This window comes from Mycobacterium sp. P2_H7 (genome assembly GCF_056403275.1).
In genome coordinates this window covers 221,309-246,691 of the sequence record NZ_JBFUFU010000006.1, presented here as the reverse complement: position 1 = coordinate 246,691, position 25,383 = coordinate 221,309, and the positions used below count along the sequence as shown (strand labels likewise).

At 67.4% G+C, this 25,383-nt stretch carries 27 protein-coding genes and 3 tRNA genes; 17 read left to right on the top strand and 13 right to left on the bottom strand.

Annotated features, from left to right (window positions below):
- Positions 1-3 precede the first annotated feature (3 nt).
- From AC1DY7_RS09820 to hisC, 5 genes are all read right to left on the bottom strand, one after another.
- Positions 4-1,386 carry a DUF4185 domain-containing protein gene (locus AC1DY7_RS09820; protein ID WP_477493472.1) on the bottom strand — a complete coding sequence of 461 codons (1,383 nt, stop codon included), beginning with the start codon at positions 1,384-1,386 and terminating at the stop codon, positions 4-6.
- Between the two features lie 152 nt (positions 1,387-1,538).
- A complete protein-coding gene (locus AC1DY7_RS09815) occupies positions 1,539-2,348 on the bottom strand; it encodes a crotonase/enoyl-CoA hydratase family protein (protein ID WP_477493471.1) in 810 nt (269 codons plus the stop codon).
- A gap of 16 nt (positions 2,349-2,364) precedes the next feature.
- A complete protein-coding gene (locus AC1DY7_RS09810; RefSeq protein WP_477493470.1) occupies positions 2,365-2,778 on the bottom strand; it encodes a hypothetical protein in 414 nt (137 codons plus the stop codon).
- A 2-nt stretch (positions 2,779-2,780) separates the two neighbouring features.
- Positions 2,781-3,239, bottom strand: coding sequence for a DUF4334 domain-containing protein (locus AC1DY7_RS09805; RefSeq protein WP_477493469.1), 459 nt, complete (start codon positions 3,237-3,239; stop codon positions 2,781-2,783).
- The gene (hisC, locus tag AC1DY7_RS09800; protein WP_477493468.1) at positions 3,236-4,303 is read right to left on the bottom strand and encodes a histidinol-phosphate transaminase; all 1,068 of its coding nucleotides are present in this window, start codon (positions 4,301-4,303) and stop codon (positions 3,236-3,238) included. Before hisC ends, AC1DY7_RS09805 begins: the two co-directional genes overlap by 4 nt.
- Before the next feature lie 118 nt (positions 4,304-4,421).
- Between hisC and AC1DY7_RS09795 the strand changes: the two genes are divergently transcribed.
- The 3 genes from AC1DY7_RS09795 (at position 4,422) to AC1DY7_RS09785 (ending at position 5,179) form a co-directional block, all read left to right on the top strand.
- Positions 4,422-4,510, top strand: a tRNA-Ser gene (locus AC1DY7_RS09795).
- Positions 4,511-4,544: 34 nt separating this feature from the next.
- Positions 4,545-4,617 (top strand) — tRNA-Arg (locus AC1DY7_RS09790).
- Positions 4,618-4,705: 88 nt separating this feature from the next.
- Positions 4,706-5,179, top strand: a complete 474-nt coding sequence (locus AC1DY7_RS09785; protein WP_477493467.1) for a hypothetical protein — start codon at positions 4,706-4,708, stop codon at positions 5,177-5,179.
- Between the two features lie 59 nt (positions 5,180-5,238).
- Here AC1DY7_RS09785 and AC1DY7_RS09780 read toward each other — a convergent pair whose 3' ends face one another.
- Complete coding sequence (locus AC1DY7_RS09780) at positions 5,239-7,581, bottom strand: putative bifunctional diguanylate cyclase/phosphodiesterase (RefSeq protein ID WP_477493466.1); 2,343 nt, start codon at positions 7,579-7,581, stop codon at positions 5,239-5,241.
- A 146-nt stretch (positions 7,582-7,727) separates the two neighbouring features.
- Here AC1DY7_RS09780 and AC1DY7_RS09775 point away from each other — a divergent pair, with 146 nt between their 5' ends.
- Positions 7,728-8,225 (top strand): metallophosphoesterase family protein, encoded by a 498-nt coding sequence (locus AC1DY7_RS09775; protein ID WP_477493465.1) that lies wholly within the window; start codon positions 7,728-7,730, stop codon positions 8,223-8,225.
- Positions 8,226-8,230: 5 nt separating this feature from the next.
- Positions 8,231-10,108, top strand: a complete 1,878-nt coding sequence (locus AC1DY7_RS09770) for an alkyl/aryl-sulfatase (protein ID WP_477493464.1) — start codon at positions 8,231-8,233, stop codon at positions 10,106-10,108.
- Positions 10,109-10,138: 30 nt separating this feature from the next.
- Here the strand turns inward: AC1DY7_RS09770 and AC1DY7_RS09765 are convergent, their stop codons facing one another.
- A complete protein-coding gene (locus tag AC1DY7_RS09765; RefSeq protein ID WP_477493463.1) occupies positions 10,139-10,897 on the bottom strand; it encodes an SDR family NAD(P)-dependent oxidoreductase in 759 nt (252 codons plus the stop codon).
- Position 10,898: 1 nt separating this feature from the next.
- A complete protein-coding gene (locus AC1DY7_RS09760) occupies positions 10,899-11,972 on the bottom strand; it encodes a zinc-binding metallopeptidase family protein (RefSeq protein ID WP_477493462.1) in 1,074 nt (357 codons plus the stop codon).
- Between the two features lie 18 nt (positions 11,973-11,990).
- On the opposite strand from AC1DY7_RS09760, the gene AC1DY7_RS09755 reads away from it, so the two are divergent.
- Positions 11,991-12,599, top strand: coding sequence for a histidine phosphatase family protein (locus AC1DY7_RS09755; protein ID WP_477493461.1), 609 nt, complete (start codon positions 11,991-11,993; stop codon positions 12,597-12,599).
- Positions 12,600-12,608: 9 nt separating this feature from the next.
- Positions 12,609-13,619: a phosphotransferase family protein gene (locus AC1DY7_RS09750; protein WP_477493460.1), complete on the top strand. Its 1,011-nt coding sequence runs from the start codon at positions 12,609-12,611 to the stop codon at positions 13,617-13,619.
- A 10-nt stretch (positions 13,620-13,629) separates the two neighbouring features.
- Here the strand turns inward: AC1DY7_RS09750 and AC1DY7_RS09745 are convergent, their stop codons facing one another.
- Positions 13,630-13,992, bottom strand: coding sequence for a LapA family protein (locus tag AC1DY7_RS09745; RefSeq protein WP_477493459.1), 363 nt, complete (start codon positions 13,990-13,992; stop codon positions 13,630-13,632).
- A 134-nt stretch (positions 13,993-14,126) separates the two neighbouring features.
- Between AC1DY7_RS09745 and AC1DY7_RS09740 the strand changes: the two genes are divergently transcribed.
- The 5 genes from AC1DY7_RS09740 (at position 14,127) to AC1DY7_RS09720 (ending at position 18,240) form a co-directional block, all read left to right on the top strand.
- Entirely contained in the window at positions 14,127-15,068 is a 942-nt protein-coding gene (locus AC1DY7_RS09740) for an ABC transporter substrate-binding protein (RefSeq protein ID WP_477493458.1), read from the top strand.
- Positions 15,069-15,076: 8 nt separating this feature from the next.
- Positions 15,077-16,186 carry an ABC transporter ATP-binding protein gene (locus AC1DY7_RS09735; protein WP_477493457.1) on the top strand — a complete coding sequence of 370 codons (1,110 nt, stop codon included), beginning with the start codon at positions 15,077-15,079 and terminating at the stop codon, positions 16,184-16,186.
- 7 nt (positions 16,187-16,193) lie between these two features.
- Complete coding sequence (locus AC1DY7_RS09730) at positions 16,194-16,850, top strand: ABC transporter permease (RefSeq protein WP_477493456.1); 657 nt, start codon at positions 16,194-16,196, stop codon at positions 16,848-16,850.
- Positions 16,847-17,623, top strand: a complete 777-nt coding sequence (locus tag AC1DY7_RS09725) for an ABC transporter permease (protein WP_477493455.1) — start codon at positions 16,847-16,849, stop codon at positions 17,621-17,623. Before AC1DY7_RS09730 ends, AC1DY7_RS09725 begins: the two co-directional genes overlap by 4 nt.
- Before the next feature lie 98 nt (positions 17,624-17,721).
- Positions 17,722-18,240: a putative glycolipid-binding domain-containing protein gene (locus AC1DY7_RS09720; RefSeq protein WP_477493511.1), complete on the top strand. Its 519-nt coding sequence runs from the start codon at positions 17,722-17,724 to the stop codon at positions 18,238-18,240.
- Here AC1DY7_RS09720 and AC1DY7_RS09715 read toward each other — a convergent pair.
- Positions 18,203-19,147, bottom strand: a complete 945-nt coding sequence (locus AC1DY7_RS09715) for a prephenate dehydrogenase (RefSeq protein WP_477493510.1) — start codon at positions 19,145-19,147, stop codon at positions 18,203-18,205. The genes AC1DY7_RS09720 and AC1DY7_RS09715 overlap by 38 nt on opposite strands.
- A 93-nt stretch (positions 19,148-19,240) precedes the next feature.
- Here AC1DY7_RS09715 and AC1DY7_RS09710 point away from each other — a divergent pair, with 93 nt between their 5' ends.
- From AC1DY7_RS09710 to AC1DY7_RS09700, 3 genes are all read left to right on the top strand, one after another.
- Entirely contained in the window at positions 19,241-19,759 is a 519-nt protein-coding gene (locus AC1DY7_RS09710; RefSeq protein WP_477493454.1) for a tRNA adenosine deaminase-associated protein, read from the top strand.
- Positions 19,756-20,208 carry a nucleoside deaminase gene (locus AC1DY7_RS09705; RefSeq protein WP_477493453.1) on the top strand — a complete coding sequence of 151 codons (453 nt, stop codon included), beginning with the start codon at positions 19,756-19,758 and terminating at the stop codon, positions 20,206-20,208. Before AC1DY7_RS09710 ends, AC1DY7_RS09705 begins: the two co-directional genes overlap by 4 nt.
- Positions 20,209-20,260: 52 nt before the next feature.
- Positions 20,261-20,351, top strand: a tRNA-Ser gene (locus AC1DY7_RS09700).
- A 94-nt stretch (positions 20,352-20,445) separates the two neighbouring features.
- On the opposite strand, the gene AC1DY7_RS09695 is transcribed toward AC1DY7_RS09700, so the two are convergent.
- Positions 20,446-22,002 carry a dienelactone hydrolase family protein gene (locus AC1DY7_RS09695; protein WP_477493452.1) on the bottom strand — a complete coding sequence of 519 codons (1,557 nt, stop codon included), beginning with the start codon at positions 22,000-22,002 and terminating at the stop codon, positions 20,446-20,448.
- 558 nt (positions 22,003-22,560) lie between these two features.
- Here AC1DY7_RS09695 and AC1DY7_RS09690 point away from each other — a divergent pair.
- Positions 22,561-22,917 (top strand): DUF732 domain-containing protein, encoded by a 357-nt coding sequence (locus AC1DY7_RS09690; protein WP_477493451.1) that lies wholly within the window; start codon positions 22,561-22,563, stop codon positions 22,915-22,917.
- A gap of 61 nt (positions 22,918-22,978) precedes the next feature.
- Here AC1DY7_RS09690 and AC1DY7_RS09685 read toward each other — a convergent pair whose 3' ends face one another.
- Together AC1DY7_RS09685 and AC1DY7_RS09680 are read right to left on the bottom strand one after the other, a co-directional pair.
- Entirely contained in the window at positions 22,979-23,482 is a 504-nt protein-coding gene (locus AC1DY7_RS09685; protein WP_477493450.1) for a lipoprotein LpqH, read from the bottom strand.
- Positions 23,483-23,618: 136 nt separating this feature from the next.
- A complete protein-coding gene (locus AC1DY7_RS09680; protein WP_477493449.1) occupies positions 23,619-24,068 on the bottom strand; it encodes a lipoprotein LpqH in 450 nt (149 codons plus the stop codon).
- 62 nt (positions 24,069-24,130) lie between these two features.
- Here AC1DY7_RS09680 and tgt point away from each other — a divergent pair, with 62 nt between their 5' ends.
- Positions 24,131-25,369 (top strand): tRNA guanosine(34) transglycosylase Tgt, encoded by a 1,239-nt coding sequence (gene tgt, locus AC1DY7_RS09675; RefSeq protein WP_477493448.1) that lies wholly within the window; start codon positions 24,131-24,133, stop codon positions 25,367-25,369.
- Positions 25,370-25,383: the final 14 nt, after the last annotated feature.

The window sequence follows — 25,383 nt, the reverse complement described above, 5'->3', positions numbered from 1 at the left end:
GGGTTACGGTAGCACCGTGCGCATCAGCATCACGTTGTAGTCCGACCACAGGGAAAGGTTGTAGTACAACACTTTTCCGGTGGACCAGGGGTGCAGGAACGGTGCGTAGATGCCACCGGGAAACTCCGAGTGGTTCACCAGCATGGCCTCGGGACCCCACGGCCCTTGCGGCGCAGGCGCCGTGCGCATCACCACGTCGTTGAGTCCGTTGCAGTAGAGCACGACGTACTGCTTCAGATAGGTGTTGTACTGCGCGGACATCTCACCCAGCGGGCCGGGGATGATCACCGAGGCGGCGGCGGGATTGCCCGGTACCCAGGCATTGTTGTCGGTGTTCCAGTATTCGTACTTCGTAACGTCCGGGACGAACGCCGGCAACACCCGGGCGACGTAGGCCGAACCGCCACGACCCGGCGGCGTGCCGAACGAGTACAGGTAGTTGTCGCCGGGCCCGGGCTTCATGAACGCGCCCATCTGGAAGTTCTCATTGCCGGGGACGTAGGCGACACGGTCGACGCTGTCCGGCGCCGAGGGCCGGACACTCGTCGGATAGACGCCCCAGTGCTCGCCGTTGTCCGGTGAGACGGCGATGCCGGAGAAGTTCGTCGACCAGCGACCGTCGGCGTCCCAGTTCTTGATCGACATGAAGTTGACGTACTGGTTGCCGCCGACCGAGACACCGGCGGTCGGGATGATGCCCTTCTCGACCGGCGCCCAGTCGATGCTGTTGATGATCTGCTTGGCCAGTCCCGGCCGCCACGACGGCGCGCTGGACGCCGCGACGGAGTTGGTCAGGGCCGTGTCCTGGCTGCGCATCAACACGTTGTAACGCCACTGCTTTTGGGGGGTGCTGCAGTATCCGTAGGTGTCGCCGAAGGCCATCAGGACCTGATGGCTCGCGGAACTGCCGTTGTCCCACATGATTCCGAGGTCGGTACCGGTGATCGAGTACTTCTCGATGGTCTTGTTGGAGCTCTCCGGGCCGGTCACCCAGCCGATCAGAGCCGTGCCCGGTGCCGGCATGGGTGCCGCCGCTGGCGCCGGGGGCGCTACGGGTGCAGCGGTTTTCGTCGGCGCGGCGGGTACGACGGCGGCCTGCTGTTGCACCTGTTGAGCGGGCGTCAACGCGCTCAACAGTGACCGCGTCAGCTTGCCCAGGCGCGGCAGCGGCGCGTTGTCGTTGGCGCCGGCCGGCTTGTGGCCGATCGGCGGGCCGCCGGCACCGGGACTCGGCAGCGCGGCCGTGCCTGCGGGCGGCTGTGCCGCGGCCGCTGCCCCCGTGCACGGTTCGGCTGTGACCGGGGACGCCACGCCGATCGCGACACACAGTCCGGCGGTGGTCATCGTGGCCACCGCGAGGGACGCAATACGACGACGCCGCGACATGTCACACCTTTCAGGAGCGGACGCCGAAAGAGACGTCTGCACGTTGTATGTGTGACGTTAGTGTCCGGTGGTGCTCCTGTGGCTACCGGTGCGCGGATGTTTGCGCATCCGTGACCGTGTCGCGACTGACAGCGGTGTAATTCGAAAAGCCGCTATTCGCCGGTGAATTGGGGCGGCCGCTTCTGGAACATCGCGGTGACCGCCTCGGCGAGATCCTTCGACGGCAAAAACGCCGAGTTCCACGCCGCCACGTAGCGCAGGCTCTCCGACACCCGGGCGATGCGCTGCTGATCGAGGACGTCCTTGACGCCGGCGACCGTCAGCGGGGGGTTGGCGGCGATCTCGGCCGCGGTGGCATGTGCCGCGGCCAGCGAGGCCTCGGCGTCCGCGTACACGTCGTTGACCAGACCGATCTTCTCGGCGCGTGCCGCGTCGATGTCCTTGCCAGTCAGCGTCAATTCGCGCAGGTGACCGTCGGACAGGATCAGCGGTAGCCGGGCCAGGCTGCCCACGTCGGCGACGATCGCCAACTTGACCTCGCGCACCGAGAACTTGGCATCGGCACTGGCATAACGGATGTCGACCGCACTGATCAGATCGACACCGCCGCCGATGCACCACCCGTGAATCGAGGCGACGGTCGGGGTTCGGGAATCGGCCACGGCGCTGATCGCGCCCTGCATCTTCTGCAGCTTGGTGTGGAACTGGCTGCGCGCCTTGGCCCCCGCATCCAGGCCGGGCATCGTCGAGCCCATCGCCGCCAGATCCAGGCCGTAGCTGAAATTCTTGCCCGAGCCGGTCAGCACGATCGCGCGGACCTCGGGATCGGCGTCCAGGGTGCCGAATACGTCGGGCAGTTCGTCCCAGAAGGCGGGCCCCATGGCGTTGCCCTTGCCCGGCCCGATCAGTGTGACGCGTGCGACGTGGTCGGCGATGTCGACGGTGACGGATTCATAAGCCATGGCGTGAAGGTTAGCGCTAGGGAACGGGCCCTCCCAGCAGCACCTCACTGACCGTGCTGTCGGCCAGGAACTGGCAGACCGCGTCGGCCAGCGTCTTGGCCACGTCGATGTTGTCCGGGCTCAGGATCGACTGCTCCTGCTGCAGGATCGCGTTGATGACGGCCTGCTGGGTGGCCGCGTCCAAGGTGTTGTATTCACCACAGGTCATGGTGAGTGCGCCAGGGGGCGCGGGCACGTCGGGAACGGTGGAGCCGCGGGGCGTGCGGGTACGCGTCGTGCTCGGTGCCGACGTGCTCGGTGCCGACGTGCTCGGCCGCGTCGTCAAGGCCGGGCCGGGTTCTGTGGTCATCGCCACCGATCCCTCGGTGGTGCGTGCGCACCCGGCGAGCAGCACCAGCGCCGCCAGGCCGGTCGCCGCCGCCCGCTTCACGGCTAGACGCGTTCCAGGTAGAAGTAGAGGTACTTGCCGTCGACCACCGCGGCCTTGCCGTTCATGATGCCCAGCACGGCGTTGTCGTCGATCACCTTGAAGTGGTCGTGCACGGGCCGGCCGTCATAGACCATCGAGGCCGTGGCTTCGCCGCGGAACTCCTCCAGCCACAGGCTGGCTTCGCCGTTCATGGCCTCGGTGTTGGAGAACTTGTTGCCGTCGGCGTCCAGGCACACCAGCGGTTTGGCATCCTCAATCGAGTTGAACGTCTTGCCGAACCAGTTGAGCCGCTTCATGAATCCGTTGGCCTTGTGCCCGGTCTGGAACTCGCCGCCCTGCCATTCGCCGAGCATGAACTGCAGGTCGGCCGGCGGCAGCGTCGCCCAGAACTCGTCGAGTTCGGATTCGGCGATCTGGTCGTCCCGCTCCTTCAGTTCGTCGAAGACGTTGCGGTGGCTCATATTTCTTCTCCTCGGGACGAGATCCAGTTGCGGGCAAAGGCCAGGAAGGCGTCGTTCTCGTGCGGTGCGGCAACGGTCACCCGCACCCCGTCCTGGCCGTAGGGGCGCACGACGATGCGGCTCTCGGCGGCGGCGTTGACGAAGTCGTCGGTCCGGCCGGGCAGCGGCAGCCAGACGAAGTTGGCCTGGGAGGGCGGCAACTCGTAGCCGGCCTCACGCAGTGCGGCGCTGACCCGAATGCGTTCGGCGACAACATTGTCGGTGCGGGCCAGCAGCTCGTCGGAGGCATCGAGACTGGCGATGGCGGCGGCCTGGGACACCGTGGTTGCCGTGAACGGCACATAGACCTTGCCCAAGGCGGTGATGATGTCCGGGTCGGCGACGGCATACCCGACCCGCAGCCCGGCCAACCCGTACGCCTTGGAGAATGTGCGCAGCACAACGACATTCGGATGGTTGCGAACCAGGGCCAAGCTGTCGGGCAGCAAGCCGTCTCGGATGTACTCGACATACGCCTCGTCGATGACGATCAGGATGTCCGAGCGCACCGCGGCGACGAACTCGGCCAGCCTGGCCGGCTCCACCACGGTGGAGGTGGGATTGTTCGGGTTGCACACGAAGATCAGCCGGGTGCGCTCGGTGACGGCGGCCAGCATGGCGTCCAGGTCGTGGGTGTGGTCGGTCAACGGCACCGCGACCGGGGTGGCGCCGGCGGTGCGCACCTGCAGCGGGTAGATCTCGAAACTGCGCCAGCCGAACATCACCTCGTCGCCCACCGTGGAGGTGATCTGAATGAGCTGCTGGCACAGGCTCACCGATCCGGCGCCCACCGAGATGTTCTCGGGGGCGAAGTTCACGTGCTTGGCCAGCCGCTCGCGCAGATCCTGGTAGCCGTTGTCCGGGTACCGGTTGATGGTGTCCACCGCCGCGGCGACGGCGTCGCGGACACTGGGCAGCGGACCGTCCACGGTCTCGTTGCTGGCGATCTTGATGGCGCCGGGCACCGTGCGGCCCGGCGTGTAGGCCGGGAGGTCGGCCATTTCGGGGCGCAGGCGGGCAGTCACCCGGTCATTCTAGGGGTGCGCGGACGGCCGCCCGATGTCGCGCTTTGCCTTCCGCGCTCCGGCGTGTGTAATCTGTGCGCTCGGCGGTTCCGGGGGTCCGGTACCCTCAGATCGTTCAGGAGGCGTGCCAGAGCGGCCGAATGGGACTCACTGCTAATGAGTTGTCCGCCTTAAAGCGGACCGGAGGTTCAAATCCTCTCGCCTCCGCCGAACAACTGAATAGTTAGACCAGCACCACCCAGCGCCCGTAGCTCAACGGATAGAGCACTTGACTACGGATCAAGAGGTTAGGGGTTCGAATCCCTTCGGGCGCACCGAGCACCACCATCGACGACTCCCGCGGCAGCAGCGACACGCCCCGGGAGTCGCTTCATTTTCGCCTACGGATGAGTGGGCGGGTGCATGTACGCCGGCGAATTGGTCCGCGTCACATTCGTCTTCGGATTGGGCCGCTTCGACGGTGTGGCGGAAGTCGGCGGCGCGGCGGTCGTCGACGGAGCCGCGGTCGTCGACGGAGCCGCGGTCGCCGGTCGCTCGACGGTCTCGGTCGGCTCGACGGTGGCCGCCGGAGCCGGCTCGACGGTGACCGAGGGCTCGACGGTGGACGAGGGCTCCGCGGTCGCTGACCGGGTCGGCGCAGCGCTCATGACGGGTGCCACCACAACCGGTGCGATCGTGCTCGGAGATGGCTCTGGGGCGGCCGGTACGTACGCCGGGCCGCGACTGGGCGTGTGCAGGATCGTCAGCGCAGCAAGTCCTGCCACCGCCGCCATCGCCGCCGTCATCACCAGCCCGCGGACGGATACGTGTCGAATCAACCGTCGGTATGCCGCGTTCGCTTGCACGCGCGGGACCTTAGTGCGAAACCCTGAGTAGCAGCTGTGAAATTGGCGGGGACGACGGCCCGATGGCCGATTCCGTTCGGCCGCCGACTTTTAGAGCGTCTCGAACGGCTGAACAACCGGCAGCCGGCTGGTGTCGAATCGCTCGTTGACGGCCAGCCGGGCCCGCAGTTCCCTGGCGAACATCGGCTCGGCGAAATAATGCCCCTGGCCGACTTCACAGCCGAACTCGCGCAGCCGCTGGGCGGTGGCGGCGTCCTCGACGCCCTCGGCGACGCTGGTGATGCCGAGCGCATGGGTCAGTCCGATGACCGAGCACACGATCGCCGCCGTGCGCGGGCTGTCCAGGATCTGCGCCACGAACTGCTGGTCCAGTTTGAGCTCGTCGATCGTCAGGTCGCGCAGGTAGCTCATGGTGGCGTAGCCGGTGCCGAAATCGTCGATGGAGACCCCCACCCCGGAGGCGCGCAGCCGCTCGATCACCTTGGCGGCACGCCGGCTGCCGGACAGCAGGAAGTGCTCGGTGAGTTCGATCATCAGCGAGCCGGCCGGCAGCCGGTAGCCGGCCAGCACCGCGGCGATGCGGTCGGGCAGCGTGGTGTCGTCGAGCGACGGCGCGAACAGATTGATCGAGACCGGCACCTCGCAACTGCCTGCCGCGTACCACTGGGCGGCGTCCCGGGCCGCCTGATCGAGCACCAGGTCGGTGACCGCGCCGATCAGGCCGTTCTGGCGGACCAGCGGGAGGAACTCGCCGGGCATCAGCATCCCCAGTTCGGGGTGTGGCCAGCGCAGCAGCGCCTCCACGCCGACGATGCCGCCGGTGGTCAGCGAGACCTTGGGCTGATAGGCCAGGGTGAGTTCGCCGTTGTCGATGCTGCGCCGTAGCTGCCCGAGCAGGCGGATGCCGGCGACCGAGGCGCGCCGGCGTTTACCGGTGTCGCTCAACGACTCCGGCAGTTCGACCCGGTCCAGCCGCATCTCCGGGTCGAAGGACTGCACCCCGCCGACGCCCGTGCGTTTGGCCGCGTACATCGCCACGTCGGCCCGCTTGAACAACTCGTCGGCGGAGATGTCCTCGGCCTCGGGATCCGGCGCGGTCGCCAACCCGATGCTCGGATGCATGAACAGTTCCTCGCCGTCCAGCACGAACGGGTCGTCGAACGCTTCGGCGACGCGCTGGGCGATGGCCTCGGGCAGTTCGTCACCGCCCTCGATGAGGATGGCGAACTCGTCGCCACCGAGCCGGGCGACGTTGTCGCCGTCGGGCACGGTGTCCATCAGGCGCATGGCGATGGCGCGCAGCAGCGCGTCCCCCGACGGATGCCCGAGGTGGTCGTTGACGAGCTTGAAATCGTCGAGGTCGAGGGTGAGGATCGCGACGGCGCGGCCGTCGCGGTGCCGTAGGCCCATGGCGTGGTGCAGACGGTCGGTGAACAGCAGCCGGTTGGCCAGGCCGGTCAGCGGGTCACGGAGGGCCTGGGCGGCGACGGCCGCGAACAGCCTGCGGTTGTCGATCAGCGCGATGAGCTGACGGACCGCGGCGACGGTGACCAGCACGGCCGCCGCGATGATGATGGGCCGCGTCTGATGGATCGGCCACATATAGAGAAAGCCGGCGCCGACCGCCGCCAGCAGCGGGATGTAGGGCAATGAGATGCCCAGGCGCGACGGTGGGCGCTCCGCGACGGCGATCGCACCGGGGGTGCGGCTGGAGATCAGCGCCGCCGCGGTGATCAACAGGGCGCCGGTGGCCCAGCTGATGAACATGGCGGAGTTGGACGGCAGGCCGTGCGCCCGCAGGTACAGATGAGTGCTGTCGGCAAGGGCGGTCACCGTCATCCCCGCCGCGACCAGACCGACGGTGCGGCGGTGCCCGACCGGTGCCGACGACGCGACCAGGACCGCGAGGGTGATGACGATCACGTCGGAGACGGGAAACGCGACCGCCACCGTGAGCGCGAAGGTGCTGGCGTGACTCGTCTCGAACACGTCACGCAGGATGGCCACCCAGGACACCAGGAACAGCGCCGCGGCGATGACGATCCCGTCCAGCAGGGGGCGCAAACGGGTGAGCTTGCTCGTCGAGGCCTGGGTCGCCCACGCCGCGCAGACGCAGATCGGCAACACGAAGTAGGCGAGATCGGCCAGCGACGGGAACGGCGGAGCGATGTTGCGGATCACGCCGTAATAGGCCCAGATCAGGCTGCCGACGACCCAGCCCGTCAACCCCACGCTCATGGCTCGCCAGCTGCACCGGCGGGGGCCCAGGGCGTTGCGCGCGGCACGTGCGGAGGCCAAGGCGGCGACGGCGGTGAAGTAGACCAGGCCCACGTACCCGACGGTCGTCGTGACACGAGGTCCGCCGACGCCGCTCAAGAGCACGAAGGCAAACACCGCAAGCACCGCAGAAGCAACCGCCAGGTATGTGCGCATTTGGGTTGAGGACACTTAATACTCCCAGTTTGGAGCCATGCTTGAGCAGTTTGCAGGCGATGTCAAGCCCGGTTTCCGGGGCTTTGTTGATCATTCAAGACAATTTTCAGCAACGTTTGCGTTGCCTACCGCGTTACGGTGGTGCGGTGCGCCTGCTGTTCATCGCGGATACCCATGTGCCCACGCGCGCGAAGGACCTCCCCGCGGCGGTCTGGAGCGAGGTCGCCTCCGCCGATGTGGTGATCCATGCCGGGGACTGGATGTCGCCGGCGCTGCTGGATCAGCTGACGGCACGGTCCCGACGGCTGCTGGCCTGCTGGGGCAACAACGACGGTGACGAACTGCGGGCACGGCTACCCGAACGTGCCGACGCGACGCTGGACGGACTGCGGTTCACGGTGGTCCACGAGACCGGGGCGTCGGCCGGGCGCGACGAACGCATGGCGCGGCAGTACCCGGACACCGATGTGTTGGTGTTCGGGCACAGTCACATTCCGTGGGACGCCACCGCGTCCACCGGACTTCGGCTGCTGAATCCGGGGTCACCCACCGACCGTCGGCGGCAGCCGTTCTGCACCTATATGACCGCGACGGTGGAGGGCGGCGTATTGGCTGACGTCACCCTGCACCGGGTGGCAGGCTAGGGCGCATGGAGCAGAAGCCCGCTACCGCCACCATCTCCTCAGCCAATCACGAGCACCACGACGGTCTGCCGTTCGCCGACACCCGCGATTTCGAGGACGCGGACCGTGGGTTCATCGGCGCGCTGGAGCCCTGCGTGGTGACCGCGCCGGACGGAAGAGTGGTGTGGGACAACGACTCCTACGGCTTCCTGACCGGTGATGCGCCGGACACGGTGCACCCAAGCCTGTGGCGGCAGTCCCAGCTGTGCACCAAGCAGGGTTTGTATGAGGTGGTCCCCGGCATCTACCAGGTGCGCGGCCTGGACTTGTCGAACGTCAGCTTCATCGAGGGCGACACCGGTGTCATCGTCATCGACCCGCTGATCTCCACCGAGACCGCGGCCGCCGCGCTGGGACTGTACCGCGCGCACCGCGGTGACCGGCCCGTCGTCGCGGTCATCTACACCCACAGCCACGTCGACCACTTCGGCGGCGTCCTCGGCGTCACCTCACAGGCCGACGTGGACGCCGGCACGGTCGCGATCCTGGCGCCGGAGGGCTTCACCGACCATGCCGTGCAGGAGAACGTGTACGCGGGCACGGCCATGGCACGCCGCGCCGCCTACATGTACGGCGCGGTGCTCGACCGCGGACCGCAGGGCCAGGTCGGGTGTGGCCTCGGGCAGGTCGGCTCCACCGGTGAGGTCGCGCTGATCGTGCCCACCGTCGACGTGCGCAGCACCGGCGAGAAGCACACCATCGACGGTGTCGAGATCGAGTTCCAGATGGCGCCGGGCACCGAGGCGCCCGCCGAGATGCATTTCTACTTCCCGAAATTCAAGGCCCTGTGCATGGCCGAGAACGCCACCCACAACCTGCACAACCTGTTGACCCTGCGCGGCGCGCTGGTCCGCGACCCRCACGGCTGGGCCGGCTACCTCACCGAGGCCATCGACACCTTCGCCGGCCGCGCCGACGTGGTGTTCGCCTCGCATCACTGGCCGACATGGGGACACGACAACATCGTCGACTACCTGTCCGTGCAACGGGATCTGTACGCCTACCTGCACGACCAGACGCTGCGCCAGCTCAACCAGGGCTTCACCGGTATCGAGATCGCCGAGACGTTCCAGATGCCGCCGGCGCTGGAAAAGGCCTGGCACACCCATGGCTATTACGGGTCGGTCAGCCACAACGTCAAGGCGGTGTACCAGCGCTACATGGGGTGGTTCGACGGGAACCCGGGCCGGCTTTGGCAGCATCCGCCGCAAGCGCTGGGCCTGCGCTATGTCGAGGCCATCGGCGGCGTGGACCGCGTCGTCGAATTGGCCCAACAGGCCTTCGATGATGGCGATTTCCGCTGGGCGGCAACGCTGTTGGATCACGTCATCTTCACCGACGAGAAGCACACGGCGGCCCGCGGGCTGTACGCCGACACCCTCGAGCAGCTGGCCTACGGCGCCGAGAACGCGGTGTGGCGCAACTTCTTCCTCTCGGGCGCCACCGAGTTGCGTGAGGGCAACTTCGGGACCCCCACCCAGACGGCGTCCCCGTCGCTGATGAGTCAGCTCACCCCGGAGCAGGTGTTCGACACCTTCGCCATCAACGTCAACGGCCCCCGCGCCTGGGATCTGGACCTGACCATCGACGTGACCTTCGTCGACCTGGCGGCGGATTACCGGCTGACGTTGCGCAACGGGGTGCTGGTGCACCGTAAGACACCGGCCGACCCTTCGACCGCCACGGCGACGGTCACGTTCGCCACCAAGGGGCGGTTGCTGGCCTTCGCCGCCGGTGACACCGATTCGCCCGGCGTGGAGACCACCGGGGATGCCGGCGCACTGGCGGCACTGCTCGGTGTCCTGGACCGCCCCGATCCGGGTTTCGCCATCATCACGCCCTAGCTGCGTCGAGTGGCCAGTCGGCGCGGTGTCCTAGGGCAGGCCGCCGTCGGCGCGCAGGATCGACCCGGTGGTGAAGCTGGACGCGTCCGACATGAGAAACAGTGCGGCGCCGACGATCTCGGGTGGATTGCCGGCGCGCTGCAACGGGAAGTCGCCGAACGGCCGTTCTGTGCTGAAGTCCCAGGCCTTGCTGACATCGGTCAGGAACGGGCCTGCCATCAAGGTGTTGACCCGTACCGTCGGACCGAATGCCTTCGCGAAACCCTCGGTCAGCACGTTCAATCCGGCCTTCGCGGCGGCATAGGGCAGCATGTACTGGTCCGGGCGCAGTGACCCCGACGAGCTCACATTGATGATCGACCCGCCGCCGTCGGCCACCATGCGCTCACCGATCAGGGCGGTCAACCGGAACGGTCCCTTGAAGTTCAGGTTCACCACCGAGTCGAACAACTTCTCGCTGACCGTGCCCAGCGACTCGTACAGCGGCGACATACCGGCGTTGTTCACCAGCACGTCCACCTTGCCGAACCGGGCGTAGGCGGCATCAGCCAAGGGCTCCAACTGATCCCACCGCCCGACGTGTACCTCGTGGGCCAACGCGGCCCGGCCCGTGGTGGCGGTGATCTCCTGCGTCACCTCGACGCACGACTGCAGGTTGCGGCTGGCGATCACCACGTCGGCACCGCACCGCGCGGCGGCGAATGCCATCTCGCGGCCCAAGCCTCGGCTGCCGCCGGTGATCAGCACCACCCGGTCGGTCAGGTCGAACAGTTCGTCGGCGTAACCCACGTCAACTCCTGGCGGTATCGCGGATGACGCGGTGGACGAATGCGAGTTTGTCCACCACCGCGGGCGGGATCTCGAAGGGGTACAACGGATTCTTGCCCATCGCCGTGTTCACCCGGTTGAAGAACAGCGACATCCACTTCCAGTCGAACAGCATCCGTTCGATCGGTTCGTCGTCGTAACACTCCAGCGCCACGATGTCGCGCGGCGCGTTGAACCGCACCCGGTCGGCATGCAGCACCATGCCCGCCTCCCGCGCGGTGTCCATGGTGTCGGCGATGTGCAGGTAGTGCGCGAAGCACTCGGCGAAGTCCTCCCACGGGTGCATGGTCGCGTACTCGGAGATGAACGTCGCCGCCCAGCCTTCGGGGGCGCCCAGCTTGTAGTGCCGGGCGATCGCCTCGCTGTAACCGGCCTGTTCATCGCCGAACAGCTTCCGGCAGTCGTCGAGATAAACATCTGCGCCGGAACCATTTTCGACGAGCACATTCTGGTAGTAGTGCCCCACCTCGTGCCGGAAGTGGCCCAGCATGGTGCGGTACGGCTCACCGAGACGCACCCGCAGCGACTCCCGGTAGTCGTCGAGCGACTCGACCACGTCGATGGTGATCACCCCGTTGGCGTGGCCGATGATCACCTTCTCGCCCGTGGTGTAGCTGGACAGCAGGTCGAAGGCCAGCCCACCGTCGCGCATCCAGTACGGCTCGATCGGCAAGCCGATGTCCGCCAGCTGGAACACCAGCCGGCGCAGCGCCGCCGTGGTCGGCACCAGCTTTTCCCGGGCCAGGGTGTCGTCGGCGGCCGGTTCGCGGCGGATCAACGAACCGGACAGGCAGCGGCCCCGGGGACCGGCGAGGGACTCTTCGTCCTGTTCCTCGGGGGCCAGCCAGTTGCACGCCAGCGTCCGGTGCTGGTTGCACCGGACCCACCGGGTGCCCTCGTGCACCGCCACCCCGTCGGCGAGGGCCAGTATGTTCAGTGACGGCAGGTGCAGACCCAGCTCGGTGCCACAGTCGGCGCAGTGATCGGCTTCGAACGCGATGAAGGTGTCGCACACCGGGCAGGCGAAAGCACGCACGGGCCATATGGTGTCACGGTGCAACTGCTTCTGGTCCGACATGCGTTACCCCTGCGCAGCGAGCCAGGTCAGGGTTCTGACCCGGACCTGTCCGGCGAGGGTGTCGCGCAGGCGGCGCGCCTGCCCGACGCGCTGGAGCGCTTCCCGATCACCCGGCTGGTGAGCAGCCCGCAGCGCCGCGCGATCCAGACCGGGGGCCCGCTCGCCGAGGCTCTCGGCCTGCCCATCGACGTCGACGAGCGGCTCGCCGAATACGACCGCGACATGACGCACTACGTGCCGATCGAGCAGATCGCCAAGGACAACCCCGAGGAGCTGGCCCGGCTGGTCTCCGGGCATCTGCCGAGCAGTGTCGACGAGAAGGCGTTCCTCGGCCGCGTGGTGGCGGCGGTGGACGACATCGTCGCGGGCGCCGCTCACGAGGACACCGTCGCGGTGTTCGGCCACGGCGGGGTCATCAACGTCCTGCTGCACCACATCCTGGGCACCGAGCGGCTGCTGTCGTTCCACGTGGACTACGCGTCGGTGACGCGGTTGCTGTCCTCGCGCAGCGGCAAGCTGGCCGTCGCCTCGGTGAACGGCACCGAACACGTATGGGATCTGCTGCCGCGAAACGTGCAGTGGTAAACAGTTCCGGTGACCACCCTTGAAGGACTCGATCTCGACGCCCTGGACGCCTACCTGCGCGCGGAGGGGATCGCCCGCTCCGGTGAGCTGCGCGCCGAGTTGATCTCCGGTGGACGCTCGAATCTGACCTTCCGGGTGTTCGACGACGCGTCCAAGTGGGTGCTGCGCCGGCCGCCGCTGCACGGGCTGACCCCGTCGGCGCACGATATGGCCCGCGAATACAAGGTGGTCGCCGGCCTGGCGGGCACACCCGTGCCGGTGGCCCGCGCGATCACCATGCGCGATGACGACTCGGTGCTTGGCGCGCCGTTCCAGATGGTGGAGAACGTCGAGGGCCGCGTCGTACGCAGCGCCTCCGAACTGGAGGAACTCGGCGACGCCGAGGTGATCGACAAGTGTGTGGACGCGTTGATCACGGTGCTGGCCGACCTGCACGCTGTCGACCCGCAAGCCGTGGGACTCGGTGATTTCGGCAAGGCCGACGGCTACCTGGAGCGCCAGGTCCGGCGCTGGGGCTCGCAGTGGGATCTGGTGCGGCTGGCCGACGACACCCGCGACGCGGACGTCACAAGGCTGCATTCCGCTCTGGCAGAAGGGATTCCGGCCAGCTCCCGGGCATCGATCGTGCACGGCGACTATCGCATCGACAACACCATCCTGGACAACTCGGACGCCTCGGTGGTGCGCGCGGTGCTGGACTGGGAGCTCTCCACGCTCGGCGACCCGCTGTCCGACGCGGCGCTGATGTGCGTCTACCGCAACCCGAACTTCGACGATGTGCTCGGCATGCAGGCCGCATGGACCTCGCCGCGGCTACCGTCGGCGGATGGTCTGGCCGAGCGTTACGCGCGCGCCAGCGGTCAGGACCTGGCCAACTGGGACTTCTACATGGCCTTGGCGTATTTCAAGCTGGCCATCATCGCCGCGGGCATCGACTTCCGCGCCCGCGAGGGCGGCGCACCGTCCCGCGTCGGCGAAGCAGTGGCACCGCTGATCGCCGAGGGACTCAAGCTGATCTAGAGGCAGCGATCTAGAGGCGCCGTGCGGCCTTCAGGTTCTTGCGGGCCGCGCGACGCAATTGCACGATGCGCGCGGCGCCGACGAACACGGCAAGCAGCCCGCCACACACCGCGGCCAGCAGCAGCGCCACCCCGAGTGGCAGCGTCCAGTTCCAGCCGAGGAAGTGGAAGGTGCCGGAATCGGTGTTCTGCGCGATGAAGATCAGCAGGACGATCAGGATGACGAACCCGATGATCAGCGACGACCACAGCGCCGCGGCCCGGGTGAACTTGACCGCGTCCTCCGGCGGAGGTGGCGGCGCCGCGGGTACTTCCGGAAGCGGCTCGCCCGGGGAATTGAAGGCCGCATCCGACGCGGTGGGATCGGTGCTCATGACACCATCTTTGCCCTTTGCGGGTCAGAAGCAAACCACCTCACGGTGAAGTAAAGCCCGGCATGTCGCGGCGTGGCCCGTTACTGTCGAGGAAATTGGCACGCAGCAACAGCCAATACGGCCGAGGGGACGGTATGCGCTGCAGATCTAGATTGTTGGTCGTCATCGCAGCGATGGTTGCCGTGATGAGCGCCGGGTGTGGCAGTTCCAATCCGCTGGGCGGCGGCGAGGTCTCCGGCGACCTGAAATCGATCACCGTCGGCTCGGCCGATTTCACGGAGTCCAAGATCATCGCCGAGATCTACGCTCAGGCGCTGGAAGCCAACGGCTTCACCATCAAGCGGCAGTTCGGCATCGGCAGCCGGGAGACCTATATCCCTGCCGTGCAGGATCATTCCATCGATCTGATCCCGGAGTACACCGGAAATCTGCTCCAGTACTTCGACGAGAAGTCCACGGCCACCACCTCCGACGCGGTGTTGCTGGCCCTACTGCAGGCGGTTCCGGGTGACCTGTCGATCCTGTATCCCTCTCCGGCCGAGGACAAGGACACCCTCGCGGTGTCCGAAGCCACCGCGAAGAAGTGGAATCTGAAGTCCATCGCGGATCTCGCGGCGCACTCGCCGGAGGTGAAAGTCGGCGGCCCGTCGGAGTTTCAGACCCGGCAGACCGGGCTGAAGGGCCTGCAGGAGAAGTACGGGCTGAACATCTCGCCTGCCAATTTCGTCGCGATCAGCGACGGCGGCGGCCCGGCGACGGTACAGGCGCTCAAGGGCGGCACCGTCACCGCCGCGAACATCTTCAGCACCTCGCCGGCCATCGAGAGTGACAAGCTCGTGGTCCTCGACGATCCCAAGAGCGTGTTCCTCGCCGCGAACGTGGTGCCGCTGGTCGCTTCCCAGAAACTGTCCGCCCCGCTCAAGAGTGTGCTCGACGCGGTCAGTGCGAAACTGACCACCGAGGCCCTGATCGAACTCAATACCTCGGTCGAAGGCAACAAGGGCGTCGACCCGGATGAGGCGGCTGGAAAGTGGATCAGCGACAACGGTTTCGACAAGCCCCTTCCCGGTAAGTGAGTAGTGCGATGATCACCTTCACCAACGTCACCAAGAAGTATCCGGACGGGACCGTCGCCGTCGACGACCTCACCCTCGACATTCCCGAGGGCACCCTGGCCGCCTTCGTCGGGCCCTCGGGCTGCGGCAAGACCACGTCCATGCGGATGATCAACCGGATGATCGAACCGACCTCGGGCACGCTCACCGTCGACGGGAACGAAGTCACCAAGGTTGATCCGGTGAAGCTTCGCCTCGGTATCGGCTACGTCATCCAGAGCGCCGGGCTCATGCCGCATCAGCGCGTCGTCGACAACGTCGCCACCGTGCCGGTGCTCAAAGGTGAAACCCGCCGTGCCGCACGCAAAGCCGCGCTCGATGTGCTGGAACGCGTGGGGCTGGATCCCAAGCTCGCCAACCGCTACCCGGCGCAACTGTCCGGCGGTCAGCAGCAGCGGGTGGGGGTGGCCAGGGCGCTGGCGGCCGACCCGCCCATCCTGCTGATGGACGAGCCGTTCAGTGCCGTCGACCCCGTGGTGCGCGAGGAGTTGCAGGCCGAAATCCTGCGGCTGCAAAGCGAACTGCGCAAGACCATCGTGTTCGTCACCCATGACATCGACGAGGCGGTCAAGCTCGGGGACAAGGTGGCCGTGTTCGGCCGCGGCGGGGTGCTGCAGCAGTACGCCGAACCTTCGTTCGTGCTCTCCAACCCGGCCAACGAACTGGTGTCCGGTTTCGTCGGCGCCGACCGCGGCTACCGCGGCCTGCAGTTCTTCGGCGCGACCGGCCTGCCGCTGCACGACATCCGCCAGGTCGCCGAGGCCGAGATCGACGCGCAGCAGCTGGCGCCCGGCGAATGGGCGCTGGTGATCCGTGCCGACGGTAAGCCGTTCGCGTGGATCAACGCCGAGGGTGTCGAGGTGCACCGCAGGGGAAGTGCGTTGTACGACAGCACGATCGGTGGCGGGTCCTTCTTCCGGCCCGACGGCTCGCTGCGGCTCGCGCTGGATGCGGCGCTGTCCTCACCGTCCGGTCTCGGGGTCGCGGTCGACGAGGACGGCCGTCTGCTCGGCGGCATCAACGCCGACGATGTGCTGGCGGCACTGCAACAACAGCGCCGCATACCGAAGGTCGGGTAGCGGCCGCGTGACGTACCTGCTGACCCATCTGGACAAGGCCTGGGCGCTCACGCTGATCCACCTGCGACTGTCGCTGGTGCCGATCGTCCTGGGCCTGCTCATCGCGATTCCGGTCGGCGCGTTCGTGCAGCGCACCACGCTGCCGCGCCGCGTCATCACGGTGATCGCCAGCATCATCTTCACCATCCCGTCGCTGGCCTTGTTCGTGGCGCTGCCACTGGTCATCCCGACCCGCATCCTCGATGAGGCCAACGTCCTTGTCGCACTCACGCTGTACACCACCGCCCTGCTGGTGCGGGCCGTGCCCGAAGCGCTGGATGCGGTACCCGCCGATGTGTTGGACGCGGCCACCGCCGTCGGCTACCGCCCCATCACCCGGATCGTGAAAATCGAACTGCCGCTGGCCATCCCGGTGCTCATCGCGAGCCTGCGGGTGGTCGCGGTGACGAACATCTCGATGGTGTCGGTCGGCTCGGTGATCGGTATCGGCGGCCTGGGCACCTGGTTCACCGAGGGCTATCAAGCCAACAAGAGCGGTCAGATCGTGGCGGGCATCATCGCGATCTTTGTTCTCGCGGTGGTCATCGACACGCTGATCCTGTTGGCGGGCAAGGCCTTGACCCCCTGGGTCCAAAAGGACAGCGCGAAGGCGGGTGCCCGGTGAACTTTCTGCAGGAGGCTTTGTCCTTCATCTTCACCGCGGCGAACTGGTCCGGCCCGGCCGGTCTGGGCATCCGGATCGCCGAACATCTGCAATACACCGTGATCGCGGTGGTGTTCTCCGTGCTGGTCGCCGTCCCGATCGGCCTGCTCATCGGGCACACCGGCCGCGGCACGTTCCTGGTGGTCACCGGCGTCAACGCCCTGCGGGCACTGCCGACCCTGGGTGTCCTGCTGCTCGGGGTGCTGCTGTGGGGGCTGGGACTGATCCCGCCGACCGTCGCGCTGATGCTGCTGGGTATCCCACCGCTGCTGGCCGGAACGTACGCGGGCATCGCCAACGTCGAACCCGCCGTCGTCGACGCGGCGCGGTCCATGGGCATGACCGAACGTCAGGTGCTGTTCCGGGTCGAGGTGCCCAACGCCCTGCCACTCATCCTCAGCGGGTTGCGCACCGCCACCCTGCAGATCGTGGCCACCGCGACCGTCGCGGCCTACGCCAGCCTCGGCGGGCTGGGCCGGTACCTGATCGACGGCATCAAGGTGCGCCAATTCCACATCGCTCTGGTGGGCGCCCTGATGGTCACGGCGCTGGCGCTGATCCTCGACGCGGCGATGGCGTTAGCGGTCTGGCTGTCGCAGCCGGGAGCCGACCGCTGGCGCCGTTTCCCGCAGCCGCTGCTGGACGACGAGGTGGCCCTGGAATCCGGGGGTCCGAATCGGAGTTCCGAACGCGGCTACGAAGCCAGGGGTCCGTCGCCTACGGTAGAGGCGTGACTGACGCAGCCCCACGCTCAGGCCCAGAATCAGACACTGTGCCAGCCGACAGCCCCTGGCCGGCCATCCTCACGTGGCGGGCCCATGACCTGCCCCGGATGGAATCGGTCCGGGTACAGCTGTCCGGGAACCGCATCAAGGCCTACGGCCGGATCGTCGCCGCCGCCACGGATGTCCACCCTGCGTTCAGCGCCTCCTATGACCTGGTCACCGACGAGTCCGGGGCCACCAAGCGGCTGTCGCTGACCATGACGCTCGCCGAGCGGGAACGCCAGCTCTCCATCGCCCGCGATGAGGAGAACATGTGGCTGGTGCAGGACCACCAGAACCAGACCAGGCGCGCTGCCTTCGACGGTGCGCTGGACGTCGACGTGGTGTTCAGCCCGTTCTTCAACGCCCTGCCGATCCGCCGGACCGGCCTGCACCAACGCGCCGAATCACTGAACCTGCCCGTGGTCTATGTGCGGCTGCCGGAGCTGACGGTGGAATCGGAGACCATCAGCTACACCAGCACGGACGCCGGCATCAGCCTGAAGTCGCCGATCGCGGAGACCACCATCACGGTGGACTCCGACGGCTTCATCCTCGATTACCCCGGACTGGCAAAGCGGATCTGATAACCCCGCCCGCCCGGCCCGCGGCGGCCAGTTCTTCGCGCCAGTTGTCGGCGCCGACGGTCACGTGCAGGATATCGGGCCGGCTGAAGCTGTCGTAGCGGACGCGCGCGGCGTGCCCGGCGTCCACCAGATCGGCGACCGACGTGTGCGCGGCAAGGTGGTCCCTGGCCTGCGTGAGCAGCCCGAGGGTGCGGTCCAGCATGGACAGCAGTTCGTCAGCGTTGGCTTCGCACATGGCGCGCACCAGGTCGGGGGCGGTGGCCGCGACCCGGGTGCCGTCCCGGAAGGAACCGGCGGCCAGGGCGAAGGCCAGCGGCACGTCGCCCGCGGTGACGGCCAGGGCTTCGGCCAGCAGATGCGGCAGGTGCGAGATGGCGGCCGCCGCGGCGTCGTGTTCGTCGGAGCGGGCCGGCACCACGAACGCCCGGCAGTCCAGGGCCAGGTTCATCACCTGTGCGAACACCTGCGCATCGACACCGTCGTCCACACTGGCCACCCACGCGGTGCCCGCGAACAGTCCCTTGCTGCCTGCGGCCCAACCCGAGTGCGCGGTACCCGTCATCGGGTGGCCGCCGACGAACCGGGATCGCAGCCCGTGCGACTCGACCTCGCGCAGGACGGCGCCTTTGACGCTGGTCACGTCGGTGAGCGCGCAGTCCGGGGCGATACGGCGGATGTGGTCCAGCAGCACGCCCAGCGCGGGCATCGGGACGGCCAGGACGATCAGGGCGCTGCTCGTGGCGGCGCGGGTCAGGGCCTCATCCAGGGTGGCGGTGGCGTCGAAGCCGTCGAGCCGGGCGGCGGCCACGCCGTCCACGGATCGGTTGTAGCCGAACACGTCCCGGCCGGCCGCCTGCGCGGCACGCATCAGGGAACCGCCGATCAAACCCAGTCCCAGCACGCACACCGGTGTGTCGGTCACGGGTCAAGGTTGGCATACGGGGCGGGTGGGCGGTCATTAGGTGGTCAAAGCCCCTGGTCTGCGACTAGCGTTAGCGCCATGGGAGCACAGCGTGCGCCGGCGCAGGAAGCTGCCGGTCACCCCGAGGGGTTCGGGGTTGCGGTCGTCCGTGAGGACGGCAAGTGGCGTTGCACGCCGATGCGGCGCGCGGCTCTGACCAGCCTGTCTGCGGCTGAGACGGAGTTGCGCGAATTGCGCAGCGCCGGCGCGGTTTTCGGGCTCATCGACGTCGACGACGAGTTCTTCATCATCGTTCGGCCCGCGCCTGCGGGCACCCGGCTGCTGCTGTCGGACGCCACCGCGGCACTGGACTACGACATCGCCGCCGAGGTGCTGGACAAGCTGGACGCCGACATCGACGACGAGGACCTCGAGGACCAGGACCCGTTCGAAGAGGGCGACCTGGGCCTGCTCTCCGACGTCGGGCTGCCCGAGGGCGTGCTCGGGGTGATCGTCTCCGACATCGACATGGAGATCGACGAGCAGATCAGTGCGATCGCCGAGCGGATGGGCTTCGACTCGGAGCTGTCCGAGGTGCTCGACAAGATCGGTCGGTGAGTTCTCCCGAATCCCTGATCCGGCAGGCGCTGGACGCCGCCCGGGGGGCGGGCCCCGACGACGTGCCGATCGGTGCGGTGGTGTTCGGCCCGGACGGGGCGGAGCTGGCCCGCGCGGCCAATGCCCGCGAGGAACTCGGAGACCCGACCGCCCACGCCGAGATCCTCGCGATGCGCGCGGCGGCGACCCTCCTCGGTGACGGCTGGCGGCTGGAGGGTTGCACGCTGGCGGTGACGGTCGAACCGTGCACCATGTGCGCCGGCGCGATCGTGATGGCGCGGATCGGGCTGCTGGTGTTCGGGGCGTGGGAGCCCAAGACCGGGGCGGTCGGCTCGTTGTGGGATGTAGTGCGCGACCGTCGGCTGACCTACCGCCCGCAGGTGCGAGGCGGGGTGTTGGCGGCGGAGTGCGCCGCACCGCTGGAGGAGTTCTTCGCGCGCCGGCGCTAGTGCTCGTCGACGCGATTAGGGGCAACCGCAGCCGACCGGTAAGCTGCCTCCCGGTGGCGTGTCCGAGCGGCCTAAGGAGCACGCCTCGAAAGCGTGTGACGGGTAACCCCCGTCCGAGGGTTCAAATCCCTCCGCCACCGCCACAAAAGAACGGATCCAGCTTCGGCTGGATCCGTTCTTTTGGTTTCCGACGTTCTAGCGGATGATCCGGACTCACCGCCACCAAAACGTCAGGAATCAGGCGCTGATGGTCAGCGCCGCGCTCACCGGCGCGGTCCCGATCACCCGGCCGTGCGCGGTGCCCTTCGGGGTGTCGATGTCGATGATGCTGCCCGGCGTCGGCACGTCGCCTTCGTCGGTGCCCCCGAACCAGGCCGTCAGCCAGTCGACGCTCAGATTCTGGACTGCCGGCGGATTCTGCGCCTGCGGGAACCCCGCGAACAGGAAGGCGAAGAACTGGATCACGGGGTTGCCACCCTGCATCGAATCCATGTGCACGCCGCCGGACAGGATCACGCCGTTGAATCGGTCCGGCCGAGCCGTGGACAAGGCCTGGTTGACGGTGCTGGTGGAGTTCCAGGCGTTCTTCGGCGCGCCGATCTCGCGGACCGGGATGTAGTGCCCGCCAGGTGAATCGGCATAGGTATTCAACTTGAGCAGGGCGGCCTCGAGCGTTCCCTCGCTCGGTACGGCGTCCAGCAGGATGACACCGACCAGATTGTCGGCGGCACCGTTGGTCGCCAGGAAACCGGCGGCACCGGAGACCAGGCTGCCGCCCAGCGAGTGGCCCGCGAGGGCGAACTTCTCCGGTAGCGCGGCCGTCTCCTCGGTCAGGCCGTACCGGGTGGCGTACCCGGCGTCGATCGCGCTCTGGGTGAGTGCGTCCCGGTTGCCGGTAAACAGGTTCGCGATCTCCTCCGACATTCCCGTCCCACCCAGCCAGTGGTCGTCCCCGGCCAGGAAGTTCGACGGGAGACTCGGCGTGACGACGACGCTGTTCGTGCGTTCGGCGAGGTTGGCGGCGGTGAAGCTGTACATCGGCCCCAGCGCCAGGAATCCGTGCTGCAGCAGGATCATCTGCTCAGGCGGCTGATCGCCGTCCGGGTAGTACCAATTGGCCTTCACCCGTTGCCCGTTCGCCAACAGGATCGTTGAGGTGCGGACAGTGACAGTGCTGCCGGCCGGCAGCACTGGCGGCCCGGTGACGAACTGCTCCAGCGCTTGAACCGCGTTGATGATGGCGGACCCGATGTTGTTGACCAACCCGGTGACGGCCCTGGCGATCACCTTGACCGGATTGACGGCAGTGGGTGCGGTCGCGGCGGTGACGGGCTCCTGGGCCAGACGCAGCGCGGTCGTGGCGTTCGCGACCGATGGGGTCGTAGGGATCGTCACGGTTTTCGCCGGTTGGGACGTCGCAGTGGCCGGCTTGGTGGTCGCGGCCGTCTCGGTGGCCGCGGTGGACGTGGAGGCCTTGTGCTCGACGGCGGACTGCGCCGTCGAACTGGCGGCGGCCTTCTTCTTTTTCTTCTTCGGGGGCTCGGGCTGCGACGGAGCGCTGGTCCCAGTGGTGGTCCCTGTGGTCTCCGCGGTGGTCGGTTTCTCGGTCGTGCCACCGGGCTCGGTGGTCTTCGGGTCGGTGGGTGACTCGGTCTTGGCGGCACCGGGCTCAGAGGTACCCGGCGTACCTGCTTCCGAGGACGGCGCCGAACCGGTCTCGGCCGCTGCGACTCCCGCGCCGGTCAGCACGCCGGCCGACACTCCCGCGGTCAACAGACCCGTACTCACCCACATTGAAAAACGCTGCACGAATGACCCCTTCTGGAAGCACACCTGCCCCGCATACTGACAGGGGTCAGTGGCTGTGCGGGCTGTTTCCGGCGAATGAATTGGTCGATCTGTCAATTCATTCGCCGGCGCACTGCCATCGGGCGCTGAGCCGGACGAAACTGCGCAGTGTCACCGCGAAAATGAGATTGCCGCGAGAGCGAATGTGGTCTCTTTCGCTGGCCAGGAACCGTTCCGTCATCCGGTGGTGACGACGCTGTCGGGGCGTGTTCACCCGGCGTTCGCCTCGCGAGTGAGATTTGTCAAAGACGGCGTGTGCCAACCGGATTGGTGGCCTTCGGTGTGCGACAGTGGACGCATTATGGCGAACAGCGTGAAGAGGCCGCCGCTATGGCGTGACCCGATGTCGTTGTCTTTCGAGGTGCACCGGCGGGTGTTGCTCGCCCGGCTGCGCCGTCATCAACGGCGCCACCCGGCCCCCGCGCCGGTGTCCCCGCGTCCCTGACCGCCTTTCCCTCACGAACCGGAGCGTCGCACGTCGTCACGGGTTTAGGGTTGACCGCTATGAAGGCATTGCGGGGATTGATCGTCGCGGGCGCGCTCGGTGCGGGACTGGCGGGCGTGGCCGCGCCCGCGGCGCATGCGGACGTCGTCGCGTATCTGGTGAACGTCACGGTGCGGCCGGGCTACAACTTCGCCGGCCCCGACGCCGCCATCGCCTACGGGCACACCGTCTGTGACCGGGTTGCCGGGCGGATGTCCTACGCCCAGTTGGTCCAGCAGGTGATGTCCGAGTTCAACAGCTCCGACAACTACCAGGGCGCCTATCTGATCAATCAGGCCGTCAACGAGTTGTGCCCGGCGCAGATCTGGCAGTTGCGCCAATCCGCTGCCGGCTACACCCTCCCGGCTCCGGCCTGAGCGCAGACGACAACGGCGGCGCCCCCGCTGGGGGACGCCGCCGTCGTGTTGGCGTCGCCCGTCAGTTCGGGCAGGTGACCTCGATGGTGAACGGCTTGTTGACCGGGCTCATGGGGTTGGCCATGTCGAGACCCGTCGCGGTGCCGCTGATCTTGAAGGTCTTGCCGTCCTTCTCGGCCTTGGCCTCACCGCCGGCGCCCGCAGCGTAGGCGAGCGTGACGCCGTTGACGTTGCCCAGGCCCACCGAGGTGACCGTCGGTGAGTCGCCGTCGCTGACGACGGCGGCGATACCGGTGGCGCCCTCGCCGATGGCGATATTCGTATTGCCGCCCATGGAGGCGCACACGACCGAGCCGTTCACGGCCTGATCCTTGCCGTCGATGGTGACCTTGGTGCCACCGGTGCCCGAAGCCGCCGTCGGCGAGGCCGTCGCCGTTCCGGAGGCCGAGGAGGTCGCCTTCTCCGAGCCGGCGCCGGAGGATTTCTTGTCATCTGACGAACAGCCGGACAGTCCTGCGATGACAATCGCCGCACCGCCCAGGGCGACCACGAATTCACGCTTCACCACTGATCTCCTTGTTGTTGTGCGATCCGGTTCAAGATCGCCTGATGATCCTTGAGCAGTATGGTGCTCAGCGGACTCATAGATACCGTTATGCGCGAAATACTTGACTGTGGGCTACCTGCAGGTAAACCGCAGTTCAGCACGCCACCTTCACGGTGAATCGGCTCTGCGCGTTGAAGCTGGCGTTGTCCGTGCGGAAGCCCTGCGCCGTTCCGGAGATGTCGTAGGTCCGTCCGGTCATGCTGACCGTCGCGCTCGGTTTGTCCAGACCGGCGTTGTAACTGCCGGTGAAGCCTCCCACATTGCGGAAGCTGATCGATTCCGCGGTGAGCTCGTCGCGGTTGGACACCATGGCGCTGATTCCCGAGGCGTCATCACCGGTGGTGATGGTGGTGAGGTACCCGGCCGGCGAGCAGCTGACCGCATGGGTGGTGCCTGCATCGCGACCGTCGATGGTGATCTCGGCGGTCCCGGGAGTCAGCGCCCCCGGAGGCGGTGCGGGGGCCTGCGGGGACGACGAGCACGCGGCGGATGTGGCCGCGACGGCCGCCAGTGCCGCGATGCCGGCCAGCGATCTCATCATCATGTGGTGAATCTACGACCGAGAGCGCCTGAGCACGGGGACTTCGCGGTTGATTGAATGTTCGCGTGAGTGAGCAGTATTTCGAGGTGCAGGCCGAGTTGCCCGGGCGCCAGGGCCGGGTGGGCGTCATCCACACCCCGCATGGTGATATCCAGACCCCGGCGTTCATCGCCGTCGGTACAGCGGCCACTGTCAAGGCCGTGCTGCCCGAGTCCATGAAAGAGGTTGGGGCGCAGGCTATTCTGGCCAATGCCTATCACCTGTATCTGCAGCCGGGACCCGACATCGTGGACGAGGCGGGTGGTTTGGGCAGCTTCATGAACTGGCCCGGACCGACGTTCACCGACAGTGGTGGCTTCCAGGTGCTGTCCCTCGGAGTCGGATTCAAGAAAGTCCTCGCGATGGACGCGACGCGGGTCCAGGCCGATGACATCATCGCCGAGGGCAAGGAGCGGCTGGCGCATGTCGACGAGGACGGCGTCACCTTCCGGTCGCACAAGGACGGCTCGACGCACCGCTTCACCCCCGAGGTGTCCATCGGGATCCAGCATCAGCTCGGGGCCGACATCATCTTCGCCTTCGACGAACTCACCACCCTGGTGAACACCCGCGGCTACCAGGAGCAGTCGGTGCGGCGCACCCACGACTGGGCGGTGCGCTGCCTGGCCGAACATCGGAGGCTCACCCTGGAACGCGCGCACAAGCCGCGCCAGGCCTTGTTCGGGGTGGTGCAGGGGGCGCAGTACGAGGATCTGCGGCGCCAGGCGACCCGCGGACTGGTCTCCCTCGCCGACGAGGACGGAAACGGCTTCGACGGCTATGGCATCGGCGGCGCGCTGGAGAAGCAGAACCTGGCCACCATCGTCGGCTGGGTCACCAGTGAACTGCCCGCGGACAAGCCCCGGCATCTGCTGGGGATCAGCGAGCCCGACGACCTTTTCGCCGCGGTGGCGGCCGGCGCGGACACCTTCGACTGCGTCTCGCCCTCCCGGGTCGCCCGCAATGCCGCGGTGTACTCGGTGAACGGGCGCTACAACATCACCGGTGCGCGCTACCGCCGCGACTTCACCCCGATCGACGCCGACTGCGACTGCTACACCTGTGCGCACTACACCCGGGCCTACATCCACCACCTGTTCAAGGCCAAGGAGATGTTGTCCTCGACGCTGTGCACCATCCACAACGAGCGCTTCATCATCCGGCTGGTCGACCAGATCCGCGCCGCGATCGTCGCGGGCGAGTTCGACGAGCTGCGCGAGCATGTGCTGGGGCACTACTACGGGACGGACCTGCGCACCTCTTAGACGCGTGCACAATA

Excerpts from the sequence above, each read along its gene's own strand:
- AC1DY7_RS09690 (WP_477493451.1), top strand. The coding sequence starts at position 22,561 with ATGAAGGCATTGCGGGGATTGATCGTCGCGGGCGCGCTCGGTGCGGGA.
- AC1DY7_RS09780 (WP_477493466.1), bottom strand. The coding sequence starts at position 7,581 with ATGCGCACATACCTGGCGGTTGCTTCTGCGGTGCTTGCGGTGTTTGCC.
- AC1DY7_RS09695 (WP_477493452.1), bottom strand. The coding sequence starts at position 22,002 with ATGTGGGTGAGTACGGGTCTGTTGACCGCGGGAGTGTCGGCCGGCGTG.
- AC1DY7_RS09740 (WP_477493458.1), top strand. The coding sequence starts at position 14,127 with ATGCGCTGCAGATCTAGATTGTTGGTCGTCATCGCAGCGATGGTTGCC.
- AC1DY7_RS09720 (WP_477493511.1), top strand. The coding sequence starts at position 17,722 with ATGGAATCGGTCCGGGTACAGCTGTCCGGGAACCGCATCAAGGCCTAC.
- AC1DY7_RS09710 (WP_477493454.1), top strand. The coding sequence starts at position 19,241 with ATGGGAGCACAGCGTGCGCCGGCGCAGGAAGCTGCCGGTCACCCCGAG.
- AC1DY7_RS09735 (WP_477493457.1), top strand. The coding sequence starts at position 15,077 with ATGATCACCTTCACCAACGTCACCAAGAAGTATCCGGACGGGACCGTC.
- AC1DY7_RS09680 (WP_477493449.1), bottom strand. The coding sequence starts at position 24,068 with ATGATGATGAGATCGCTGGCCGGCATCGCGGCACTGGCGGCCGTCGCG.
- AC1DY7_RS09805 (WP_477493469.1), bottom strand. The coding sequence starts at position 3,239 with ATGAGCCACCGCAACGTCTTCGACGAACTGAAGGAGCGGGACGACCAG.
- AC1DY7_RS09785 (WP_477493467.1), top strand. The coding sequence starts at position 4,706 with ATGTACGCCGGCGAATTGGTCCGCGTCACATTCGTCTTCGGATTGGGC.
- AC1DY7_RS09815 (WP_477493471.1), bottom strand. The coding sequence starts at position 2,348 with ATGGCTTATGAATCCGTCACCGTCGACATCGCCGACCACGTCGCACGC.
- AC1DY7_RS09745 (WP_477493459.1), bottom strand. The coding sequence starts at position 13,992 with ATGAGCACCGATCCCACCGCGTCGGATGCGGCCTTCAATTCCCCGGGC.
- AC1DY7_RS09820 (WP_477493472.1), bottom strand. The coding sequence starts at position 1,386 with ATGTCGCGGCGTCGTCGTATTGCGTCCCTCGCGGTGGCCACGATGACC.